This window comes from Pseudoalteromonas sp. APAL1 (assembly GCF_021532475.1).
In the GTDB taxonomy this organism is placed as follows: Bacteria; Pseudomonadota; Gammaproteobacteria; order Enterobacterales; family Alteromonadaceae; genus Pseudoalteromonas; species Pseudoalteromonas lipolytica_C.
This window is the reverse complement of record NZ_JAKGAW010000052.1, coordinates 19,056-29,992: the sequence shown is the minus strand read 5'-3', so window position 1 is coordinate 29,992 and position 10,937 is coordinate 19,056. Positions and strand designations below refer to the sequence as shown.

General features: G+C 41.6%; 10 protein-coding genes. 6 read left to right on the top strand and 4 right to left on the bottom strand.

Translation table 11 applies throughout. The features are described from left to right. Positions 1 to 57 precede the first annotated feature (57 nt). Positions 58 to 459 carry a hypothetical protein gene (locus tag L1264_RS18515; protein ID WP_138558631.1) on the top strand — a complete coding sequence of 134 codons (402 nt, stop codon included), beginning with the start codon at positions 58 to 60 and terminating at the stop codon, positions 457 to 459. A 70-nt stretch (positions 460 to 529) separates the two neighbouring features. Here the strand turns inward: L1264_RS18515 and L1264_RS18510 are convergent, their stop codons facing one another. After that, the gene (locus L1264_RS18510) at positions 530 to 1,699 is read right to left on the bottom strand and encodes an FAD-dependent oxidoreductase (protein WP_199527567.1); all 1,170 of its coding nucleotides are present in this window, start codon (positions 1,697 to 1,699) and stop codon (positions 530 to 532) included. A gap of 258 nt (positions 1,700 to 1,957) precedes the next feature. On the opposite strand from L1264_RS18510, the gene miaB reads away from it, so the two are divergent. The 5 genes from miaB to lnt are packed head-to-tail and all read left to right on the top strand — an operon-like array spanning position 1,958 to position 7,391. Next, complete coding sequence (gene miaB, locus L1264_RS18505; protein WP_135924133.1) at positions 1,958 to 3,403, top strand: tRNA (N6-isopentenyl adenosine(37)-C2)-methylthiotransferase MiaB; 1,446 nt, start codon at positions 1,958 to 1,960, stop codon at positions 3,401 to 3,403. Positions 3,404 to 3,451: 48 nt separating this feature from the next. Further along, positions 3,452 to 4,504: a PhoH family protein gene (locus tag L1264_RS18500; RefSeq protein ID WP_199527568.1), complete on the top strand. Its 1,053-nt coding sequence runs from the start codon at positions 3,452 to 3,454 to the stop codon at positions 4,502 to 4,504. Beyond that, the gene (gene ybeY, locus L1264_RS18495) at positions 4,501 to 4,956 is read left to right on the top strand and encodes an rRNA maturation RNase YbeY (RefSeq protein WP_054551659.1); all 456 of its coding nucleotides are present in this window, start codon (positions 4,501 to 4,503) and stop codon (positions 4,954 to 4,956) included. Before L1264_RS18500 ends, ybeY begins: the two co-directional genes overlap by 4 nt. Before the next feature lie 22 nt (positions 4,957 to 4,978). After that, complete coding sequence (gene corC / locus L1264_RS18490) at positions 4,979 to 5,863, top strand: CNNM family magnesium/cobalt transport protein CorC (protein WP_135924131.1); 885 nt, start codon at positions 4,979 to 4,981, stop codon at positions 5,861 to 5,863. Then, a complete protein-coding gene (gene lnt / locus L1264_RS18485; RefSeq protein ID WP_199527569.1) occupies positions 5,844 to 7,391 on the top strand; it encodes an apolipoprotein N-acyltransferase in 1,548 nt (515 codons plus the stop codon). The genes corC and lnt overlap by 20 nt, the downstream gene beginning before the upstream one ends. 38 nt (positions 7,392 to 7,429) lie before the next feature. On the opposite strand, the gene L1264_RS18480 is transcribed toward lnt, so the two are convergent. The 3 genes from L1264_RS18480 to L1264_RS18470 all read right to left on the bottom strand — a co-directional run bounded on the left by L1264_RS18480 (position 7,430) and on the right by L1264_RS18470 (position 10,834). Next, positions 7,430 to 7,906, bottom strand: coding sequence for an FKBP-type peptidyl-prolyl cis-trans isomerase (locus tag L1264_RS18480; RefSeq protein WP_138558628.1), 477 nt, complete (start codon positions 7,904 to 7,906; stop codon positions 7,430 to 7,432). After that, the gene (locus tag L1264_RS18475; RefSeq protein WP_135924128.1) at positions 7,903 to 10,305 is read right to left on the bottom strand and encodes a Lon protease family protein; all 2,403 of its coding nucleotides are present in this window, start codon (positions 10,303 to 10,305) and stop codon (positions 7,903 to 7,905) included. Before L1264_RS18475 ends, L1264_RS18480 begins: the two co-directional genes overlap by 4 nt. Before the next feature lie 70 nt (positions 10,306 to 10,375). Continuing rightward, a complete protein-coding gene (locus tag L1264_RS18470) occupies positions 10,376 to 10,834 on the bottom strand; it encodes a zinc ribbon-containing protein (protein WP_135924127.1) in 459 nt (152 codons plus the stop codon). Positions 10,835 to 10,937: the final 103 nt, after the last annotated feature.

Here is a 10,937-nt window from a genome sequence, read left to right as displayed (position 1 = left end):
TATTGATACTCTAAATGTGCTCAAAAAACGAGCTAACACTCTAATAAGGAAAGTTATATGAAAAAGTTATTTACAATTTTAACTCTAATAAGTGGTCTATTCACTGCTAATGCTTTTGCAAACTCTGTATCATGCTACGTAGATACAATGGCCTACGATAACTACACCCAGAATCGTTGTTTTGGTGGTGAGACTAATCCTAACTGGGCACCAAAGGTTGCTTTCAAAGTTAATACCTCAAAAGATGTTTCACGCGTTGAGTGGGTATTTAGTGGTACTTATAATAGTGCAAGCGTTGCTGATTGTACTGGCACTACTTGTATAGTCGATGTATTCAAGGTTGAAAGCTCAGTAAGGGGATGTGTAGATAAGATTTATTACACCGACTACACTTGGGCTGATGTAAATTGGTGTGCTGATGCAGAGTATATGTACTCTAGAAGTGGCACTTGGAATTAAGATAGCTCGTAAAGTACAAGTGCTACCAAGGCACTTGTACTTCAAAATTAAAAAATATCAATATGGCGTTCTAACTTAATGTCCCGCTTATCGCATATTTCAATACCCAATTTTTAGCAGGGCCTTTATTATTGGCTAATTTCAAGAACTTGCTCCGCGCCCAACTGAGTGGTTTTATTTCATTTGAAAAACCAAAATAGCATGCATCCATCATACTCATCATGAGTAAATTCGCATGACGACGTTTTTTCTCATATTGTTTTAATAATTGATGTTGACCCACGTCTTCTTGATCTTCCAAAATATCCGCCAATGCAACCACATCTTGAAAGCCTAAGTTTACGCCTTGACCTGCAAGAGGATTAATTGTGTGCGCTGAATCACCCACAAGTACTAAACGCCCTTGTGAGTAATCATTGGCGTGTTGTCTGGCAAGAGGGAAAACAGCATGCTCAAGTAATTCAAAGTCACCCGGTAGTTCAGGGAAATGTGCAATGAGCTTTGCTTTAAGTTCTTCATTAGAAAGTTTTTGCCATTGCTTTAAAACTGCTGCGTCGTGGTAACAAATTAAATTTGCATAAGGTGCTTGCATAGGTAAAAACGCGACAGGTCCGGTTGGAGTAAATTGCTGCCACGTTTTTACTTGTTGAGGAGCATCCAGTTTTATTAATACACCCATACAATGTTGAGCATACTGCCAACCAGTTACACCTAATCCAGCTTTGGTGCGCAATTGTGATTGACCACCATCAGCCGCAATGACTAAATCTGCCATATAGTGTGTATCACCATAATGCAGAGTGATTGAATCGTCAGTTTGATTTATATCGGTTACAGGAGTCTTTTGCTCGATAACCTCAATATTGTAATCAGCAAATTGTTGCCATAGACTCGCCTGAATTAAGCTATTTTCAATTAAATGGCCTAAATGTGTCTCGCCAATATCTTTACAATCAAATAATAAGCTCTCGTCTTGCTGTTGATACGCTTCTAGTTGTTGATAAGGTGCGATTCGGTTTTTACGCAATAATGGCATTGCCCCAAGCTCATCAAGTAGGTGCTCTGAAAAACGATTAATAGCCGAAATACGAATATCCACTTTATCTGAGCTAAGAATACTATCCGCATCAATAAGGTGTTTTTCAATAATCGTGACATCACTCCCCTGCTGCGCCAATTTTATGGCTGTAGCAGCACCTACCATGCCACCTCCAACAACAATTATCTTATTTTTATTCATTTAATATTCGCTCATTTGGCTATTTAAATACCCGGCAAATTGTAACGTAATTCAATAAACAGTGTCAGTGCATTTAATACTTAAGAATTTCAAATCAGGGACTTGTTTGATTTCACACCACAAAGATTAAAACTATACTTGGATCTGTGCGGGTATCCAGCTAAAATACGCGTCCTTTAAGTCGGCATAATTGCCACTTAATCCTGTTTCTAACACATTTTTGTGTCACTACCGAATTGAAAACGAGGCTATATTTCAATGAGTAAAAAGCTGCATATTAAAACCTGGGGTTGTCAGATGAACGAGTACGACTCTCAGAAAATGGCTGATCTACTAGATGCGACAAACGGCTATCAGTTAACTGAAGAAGCTGAAGACGCTGACGTGATCTTACTCAATACCTGTTCAATCCGTGAAAAGGCACAAGAAAAAGTGTTCCATCAGCTTGGTCGTTGGAAGTTATTAAAAGATGACAAGCCAGACTTAATCATTGGTGTTGGTGGTTGTGTTGCATCGCAAGAAGGTGACTCAATTCGCCAACGCGCGCCATTTGTTGATGTGATCTTTGGCCCGCAAACATTACACCGCTTGCCAGAAATGATTAAGCAAGTGCAAAGTGGCGACAGCACATCTGTGGTTGACGTTTCATTCCCTGAAATTGAAAAATTTGACCGCTTACCTGAGCCAAAAGCAGAAGGTCCTACTGCATTCGTATCAATCATGGAAGGCTGCTCTAAGTATTGTACTTTCTGTGTAGTACCTTACACGCGTGGTGAAGAAGTAAGTCGTCCTTTAGATGATGTGCTCCTTGAAGTTGCGCAACTTGCAGAGCAAGGCGTGCGTGAAGTAAACCTTTTAGGTCAAAACGTAAATGCGTATCGCGGTGAAACACACGACGGTGAGATTTGTTACTTCTCTGACCTACTTCGTTATGTTGCAGCGATTGACGGCATTGACCGTATTCGTTACACCACCTCACACCCAGTAGAGTTTACACCAGACATCATCGATGCATACGCTGATGTGCCAGAGCTTGTTGATCACTTACATTTACCAGTACAAAGTGGCTCTGACCGTATTCTTAACCTGATGAAACGTGGTCATACAGCGCTTGAGTATAAATCGACGATTCGTAAATTACGTAAAATTCGCCCTAACCTAAGCATGTCATCAGACTTCATCATTGGTTTCCCTGGTGAAAGTAAAGCTGATTTTGAAGCAACTATGAACCTTATCAATGATATTGGTTTTGATATGAGCTTTAGCTTCATCTACAGTGCGCGCCCTGGCACACCTGCTGCCGATTTACCAGACGATGTGACTGAGCAAGAGAAAAAAGAGCGTTTATACCTATTACAAAACCGCATCACGCAAATGGCGCAGCAAATTAGCCGCCAAATGTTTGGTACTGAACAACGTATCCTGGTTGAAGGTCCTTCTAAGAAGAACCCGATGGAATTACGTGGCCGTACAGAAAACAATCGTGTAGTGAACTTCGAAGGCCCTCACTCAGTGATCGGTCAATTCGTTGATGTACGTATTACTGAAGCGTTGCCAAACTCTTTACGTGGTGAATTAATTCGTACAGAATCAGAGATGAATTTACGTCGTGATGTGGCACCATCAGCAATTTTAAATAAAGCTGCCGAAGCTGAAGCCGCAGCTGCCCCTAACGAAATTGGCGTTGCTACTTTCGTACCTTAGGGAGACACTGGTGCTGGCACTGCCAGCACCCATGAATAGGAAGTAATTTTGAGTAATCAATTAAAAACATTAGAGATTTATTTAGAACCTGCCGACAACAAACGACTCTCTTCTTTATGTGGTCCGTTTGACGAAAACATTAAACAAATCGAACGCCGCCTAGGTGTTGAAATTGCCCACCGTGATAATTTTTTCAGAGTCACGGGTAAACTTCATTGCGCCGCAGCCAGCGTTGAAATCTTAAAAAACCTTTACATTGACACTCAACCTATTCGTGGTCAAATAGGCGAAATTGAACCTGATGCAGTGCATTTAGCAATTAGCGAATCGAATGCCCTAGAGCAAGATGAAAACCCGGGCGTGTACGGTAAAGGCATGGTGATTAAAACACGCCGTGGCGTTATTAAACCACGCAACGATAACCAAGGCGTGTATGTTGCTAACATCCTGCATCACGATATTACCTTTGGTATCGGTCCCGCTGGGACAGGTAAAACTTATCTAGCCGTTGCAGCTGCTGTTGATGCCCTCGAGCGTCAAGAGATTCGCCGTATTTTATTAACGCGCCCTGCAGTTGAAGCTGGTGAGAAACTAGGCTTTTTACCGGGTGACTTAAGCCAAAAAATCGACCCGTACTTACGCCCACTTTACGATGCTTTATTCGAAATGCTGGGCTTTGAGCGTGTAGAAAAGCTAATTGAGAAAAACATCATTGAAGTGGCCCCACTTGCTTACATGCGTGGTCGTACATTAAATGATGCCTTTATTATTCTTGATGAAAGCCAAAACACCACCGCAGAACAAATGAAAATGTTCTTAACCCGTATTGGTTTTAATTCAAAAGCAGTGATCACAGGTGATATCACACAAGTTGACTTACCACGTGGTGCTCGATCTGGGCTTCGTCATGCTATTGAGGTATTAAACGGCGTAGATGAAATTAGTTTTAATTTCTTCCAATCACACGATGTCGTGCGCCACCCTGTTGTTGCACGTATCGTAGAAGCCTATGAGCGCAATGATGAAGCTGAGCGTTTAAAACGCGCAGAAAAGCAACGTGCAAAAGAAGCACAAGCAAACCAACAAGAAGCAAACTCGTGACCGAATTAGATTTACAAATAGCCTGTGAGTTTGACGACTTACCTAGCTTTGAACAATTCCAACTATGGGCTGATAAAGCCCTTAGTAACTACCGTGAAGACGCTGAGCTTACTATCGTCATAAGCGACGAAGCACAAAGCCAGCAGCTCAATAATGATTACCGTGGAAAAGATAAACCGACTAATGTCTTATCGTTTCCATTTGAAGCACCACCGGGTATTGAGTTACCTTTAGTGGGTGATTTAATCATTTGTCCGGCCATTGTTTTGGCCGAATCAATTGAGCAAGAAAAGACCTTTCATGACCATTTTGCCCATATGGTGATCCATGGATGCTTGCATTTACTTGGATTTGACCATATAAAGGACGAAGATGCACTCGAAATGGAAAGCATAGAAAAGCAATTACTTGCTGATCTGAACATCGCAGACCCATATCGAGACGATATTTAAATTTACGGAGCAATTAGACGCAATGAGCGACGACAACTCGCAATCTAGCCAGGGTTCTTCTGGCAAAACTTGGTTGGGCAGAATAACCCAAATGTTGCAAGGGGAACCCCAGAATAAAGAAGAGCTGGTTGAAGTAATTGCCGATGCGCAAGAACGCGACCTTATCGACCCTGAAACCAAAGAAATGATCGAAGGAGTTCTTGGTGTATCTGAGCTTAAAGTTCGTGACATCATGATCCCTCGCTCGCAAATGGTTACCTTAGAGGTTGATACACCACTTGAAGAACTGTTACCTATGATGGTTGACTCAACACATTCACGTTTTCCAGTGGTGTGTGAAGATAAAGACCATGTTGAAGGTATTTTATTAGCAAAAGATCTATTACCACTTATCTTAAACAAAGATGAGCAGTTACCTTCTTTGCGTGATTATTTACGCCCAGCAGTAGTCGTACCAGAAAGCAAACGTGTTGACACACTGCTTAACGAATTCCGTCAACAGCGATACCATATGGCAATCGTCATCGATGAATACGGCGGCGTGTCGGGTCTAGTAACCATCGAAGATATTCTTGAAATCATCGTTGGTGAAATCGAAGATGAGCACGACGAAAGCGAAGACCAACAAGATATTCGTCAAGTAGCTAAACACGTTTATGCAGTACAAGCACTGACTGAAGTTGATGACTTTAACGAGTATTTTAAAACCGGTTACAGCACCTCTGATGCTGACACCATAGGTGGTATTGTTTTACACGCATTTGGTCATATGCCAAGTCGTGGTGAAACAATTGATATTGATGGCCTGCAATTTAAAGTCACCAACTCAGATAACCGTCGCATCTTACAATTGCAAGTCACCATTCCTAAGGCTGATGATAACGACAGTGAAGAAACTGCTAACTAAGCTAAGCCTTATTGCAAAAGATAAAAAAGCCTGGCTCGCACTCATTGCGGGCCTCTTTTTAACCTTAAGCTACGCCCCTTATAATCTTTGGTATATTGCCTTTCTCTCTCTTGGCATACTTATCTATTGCATTAATCCGCAGGCAAATGGTAAATCGGCCGCTAAACAAAGTGCTAAGTATGGCTTTATCTTTGGTTTAGGCTGGTTTGGTGCAGGTATTAGTTGGGTGCATGTATCGATAGCCACCTTTGGCGGTATGCCATTAATTGCATCGATTTCATTGATGGTGCTACTTTGCGCTTACTTAGCCTTGTATCCTGCACTAGCAGCTTGGTTGACAACCCGCCTTGCTAAAGGGCCCTATAGCTTTATCTGCTTGTTGCTTGCCAACTTTGCGGTTACAGAGTACTTACGTGGCACTTTGCTAACAGGCTTTCCTTGGTTGAGCTTTGGTTATACACAAACCGACAGCCCACTGAACTTTTTAGCCCCTGTGATTGGCGAGTTTGGTATAACACTTGTTTGCGTGCTCATCGCATTTTCACTCTTTCGTTTGCTAGGTAAAGACGTAAAGCCGTTAATCGGCTCTGTGACCTTATTGGCAGGCTTATACGTAATTGCGAGTAATAGTGCTTTACAGTATCAAGATAAAACAATTAAAACAGTTTTAGTACAAGGGAACATTAAACAGCATTTACGATTTGAACCGTCAGAGTTTTGGAATACTATGAGTAAATACCAAGACATGACGCGCCTACATTGGAATGCTGATCTCATTGTTTGGCCAGAAGCTGCTGTCCCTGAGCTTGAAGCCCTATCAACACAATACCTAACTGGTCTTGATAGTGCAGCAGCTTTTAACAACACAGCCCTGATCACCGGTATCGTGGATTATCAATACGACACCCGTAATATTTTTAATACCCTCATTGTATTAGGTAAAAAAGAGCAAGATGATAGCGAAGGTCATTATCAGTATTTAGGTAAAAATCGCTATCAAAAGCACCAATTATTGCCTATCGGTGAGTTCGTGCCATTTCAAGAATTACTGCGTCCAATCGCCCCACTGTTTGATTTACCTATGTCGTCATTTACTCGAGGCGATGAAGTTCAAAACAATCTACAGGCGAACGGCTTACATATTTTACCCGCTATTTGTTATGAAATTGCTTTTGCTGATTTAGTGCGTGGTAATTATCGCAGTGATTCAGACATTTTATTCACCGTTAGTAATGATGCGTGGTTTGGCGACTCTCATGGCCCGCATCAGCATATGCAAATAGCCCGTATGCGTGCTCTAGAATTACAACGCCCGCTAATTCGCGTAACGAATAATGGTATCAGCGCCGTTTACGACCCTATTGCTAAATCACAGTTGAGCATGCCGCAATTTAAAGCTGATGTACTTGAAGCCAATATCACCTTAATCAAAGGCGATAGTCTTTATAGTCAATATGGTAATTGGCCAGTATGGATTGTAGTGATATTACTCAGTGCTGTGGCTGTGTTTATCAGGGTTAAGAAATAACAAATAAAAAAGGCTTCAATATGAAGCCTTTTAAAGTTTTAAGATTCTATCTTTATCAATTCGACATCAAATATTAGCAATGAACCTGCTGGAATGCTGCCTACCCGTTTACTGCCGTATGCTAGCTGCGGTGGAATATAAAAGGTAAACTTATCCCCTTCACTCATTAGCTGTAAGCCTTCGGTCCAACCAGCAATGACTTGATTTAAACCAAAGCTGATTGGCGAGTTTCTGACCACTGAACTATCAAATACGCTGCCGTCTAACAGCGTACCATGATAGTGAACCTTGACTTTACTGGTAGCACTTGGTTTTGCCTCATTGTCGCCGCGATGCTCAATTTTGTACTGCAGCCCAGATGCTGTTTCATGAACATCGTCGGCTTTACTATTGTTCGCTAAAAAATCCGCCGCTAGTTTTTCATTTTCAAGGGCTTGTAGCTTCGCCTTTTTGCTATTTTTAAAAATTAAAAAGCAAAAAATACCGATGATCAGTAAAAGTAATAAATTAATCATTCTGCGTCCTTCTCATCATCATTGTCGCCATTTACGATATCAGCAATATTGGCAAGCCTTGCTAAGGCTAGCGCGTTAATAGAACCATCAGGGTAGCCTTGTGGGGTCATTTCACCTGCGTCTTTATCCATTAATAAGCTCAATGCTTGATCAACGGTTTCAACGGCATAAATGTTAAAGCGTCCTTTTTCAACGGCATCGAGTACTTCATCATCAAGCACCAAGTTCACTTGATTAGATTTAGGAATAATCACCCCTTGCTCACCGGTTAAGCCACGCATTTTACAAAGCTTAAAGAAGCCCTCTATTTTCTCGTTTACACCACCAATTGATTGCACATCACCATGCTGGTTAATTGACCCTGTCAGCGCGATAGATTGGCTAATAGGTAAGTTAGTAATGGCTGATATAAGCGCACACAACTCAGCCAGTGAAGCGCTATCACCATCGATATAGCCATAGCTTTGTTCAATTGCGATATTAGCACTGAGTGTCAGGCTAAATTGCTGAGCGTATTTATTACCTAAGTAACCGGTTAATAGCATCACCCCTTTTGAGTGAATGGCTTTACCCAGCTCAGCTTCACGCTCAACGTCAATAACGCCATCAGCACCTGCGTACACAGTGGCAGTAATGCGTGCTGGTGTACCAAATGAGGTATCGCCAATGTGCAGCACGGTTAAGCCATTCACCTTACCCACAGCGTGACCTTCAGTAGCAATTAAAATTTGCCCCTCTTTGATATCACTGAGCATGGTTTCAGAGATTTGCCCTGTTCGATACTGCTTACCAACAATGGCCTCGTCTATGTGATGAGCATCAATCACTGTTTGCTCATCTTGTTTAGCATAAAAACTAGCTTCTGCCACTAACTCTAATACATCAGCAAAACGAGCTGAGAGTTTATTATGATGCTCAGCTTGGCGATAACTAAACTTTAATAATCTCGCCATCGCCGCTTCATTCACAGTGCAATTAAGTGTTTGCTGACAATATTCAGTTACCTTGGTAATAAACTGATACTGCAGCTTATCACTACTTGGTAAGTAGTAATCAAAGTCAGCGAGTACACGAAATAACTCAGCAAACTCTTCGTCATATTCACCTATGGTGTAATAAAGCTCTCGCGACCCTAAAAGTACTATTTTTACATCAAGTGGAATAAGCTGCGGGCGTAATGTAAAGCTACTTCCTACTGAGCTGTCTTGGTAGGGTAAGTCGTTTTTGATTTGATGGGTTTTCAAAGACAGTTTTAAGCCATCCCACACTTGCGGGTTAGACATAACTTTCTCTGCATCCATGATCAAATAACCACCATTAGCACGGTGTAATGCACCTGGTTGAATTGAGCGATAGCTGGTAATAAGTGACCCTTGCGACGTTGCATATTCAATCTTGCCAAAGATATTGCCAAAGGTTGGGTTCGGCTCATACACCACAGGGGCTGCATCGCCCTCTTTGTATTCCACGAGAATATTTGGCGCGAAGAAATCTGTGAGCATACCTTTACGGTCAAAATCTTCTTTGTTTTCGTCGTTGTCATCGTCGTCAAGCCACTCCAGTACCGCATCAATGATTTCTTCACGAATATCTTTTAGATAACGAAGAACCCCAATATGTGTTGCATATTTATGCTCAAGCGCTTTAAGAAGTGGTTTAGTAGCAAGCTCTGCTGTTGATTTTTTAAGGTTACGCAGTTTTTCTGATGATTCACGCTTCCAACGTGGTAGCTCAATCAGCGCTTCGATTAACGCATCTTCAAGCTTTTCAATGACTTCATAAAACTCTATACGAAGCGGCTCTTCAAGAGCTGCAAATTCACTATCACTCAGTTGCTTACCGTCAATAAGTGGAGCAAAGCCAACCACACCATTTTCTTCAATGAGAGCCACGCTTTGCTCAAGAGCAGCAATTTCTACTGCAGTTATAGCTGCATCGTAGGTGTCGGTAAACTCGCGATCAATTGATTTTTTCTTACGCTGATACCCAGGGTTATCAAATGCCGCAGGAAAAGTATCAAGCACTTCATCAATAAACGAGTCGATATCATCGGCAAGCTGCTTCGATTGCCCTGCTTGCATAAACAGCGCAATTGGCTCACGGTGATCGTCGTAGTTATTTACATACAACCATTCGTTGGGAGTTGGGCGGCCTTTAGAATGGGCTGTGAGTTTATCTTTCACTAACGTGTAGCGACCGTGTGCCGCTTCACCCATCACATATACATTATAACCCGGAAGTTCCATTCCCAGAGAAAAGTCGAGAGCGCTTTGTGCTCGTTGCTGGCCGATAAAAGGGAGTGCTTCTGGATACGGGTTTTGCATGCAAGTGGCAACATGGCTTGCAGAAATCTCTGGCGCTAGCGCAGAAACAGGTAATGGGATTAGTTTTTTTGTCATTCTAACTTCTTATTTCCCAGTCTTGACTGGGCATTAAAGGTAACGCCCAGCAAAAGCCTGCGTCACTGATTTAAGGTTGTAATGCCTTACGGCGAAAATAAATACCGCCACATTCAGTACAAGGAGTAATTTGCGTAGCATGGTAAACATCGTAACTATGTTGGCAATTTTTACATACTAATGTGCCCATGGCTATCCATTCTCCTTCTTGATAGACACCATCGTGTTTAAAATCTTGATTAAGGGCATGCCATTCTAACTGGGTTTTATCTTCAATATGCGATAACTCGTACCAAAGCGACTCCTTAAGTTCAAGCCAAGCCAACGAGTCATAATGCTCATCATTTTCTTTGATGTGATCAATATCGCGCTTAAGATACTCTCGATATTGGCTAAGCTTTTCTTGTCCTAAATCTTTAAGTGCTTGCTCTGATTCAACAAATTTATCTATTGCATCCTTTAATTCATTGTCTTTTACATCTTTGATCCATTTAGTTAAATCAGTGAGCCAAGATTTATAGTCTGCCATCGGTTACTCCTTCAAAAATGATGAAAAATCAATCGTTATTCTAGTTGAGTATAGGTTAACCTGCCCTGAAAATATATTTCCATACAAAATTAATAAAAGCGCC

Excerpts from the sequence above, each read along its gene's own strand:
- L1264_RS18480 (WP_138558628.1), bottom strand. The coding sequence starts at position 7,906 with ATGATTAATTTATTACTTTTACTGATCATCGGTATTTTTTGCTTTTTA.
- L1264_RS18510 (WP_199527567.1), bottom strand. The coding sequence starts at position 1,699 with ATGAATAAAAATAAGATAATTGTTGTTGGAGGTGGCATGGTAGGTGCT.
- miaB (WP_135924133.1), top strand. The coding sequence starts at position 1,958 with ATGAGTAAAAAGCTGCATATTAAAACCTGGGGTTGTCAGATGAACGAG.
- L1264_RS18470 (WP_135924127.1), bottom strand. The coding sequence starts at position 10,834 with ATGGCAGACTATAAATCTTGGCTCACTGATTTAACTAAATGGATCAAA.
- L1264_RS18475 (WP_135924128.1), bottom strand. The coding sequence starts at position 10,305 with ATGACAAAAAAACTAATCCCATTACCTGTTTCTGCGCTAGCGCCAGAG.
- L1264_RS18515 (WP_138558631.1), top strand. The coding sequence starts at position 58 with ATGAAAAAGTTATTTACAATTTTAACTCTAATAAGTGGTCTATTCACT.
- corC (WP_135924131.1), top strand. The coding sequence starts at position 4,979 with ATGAGCGACGACAACTCGCAATCTAGCCAGGGTTCTTCTGGCAAAACT.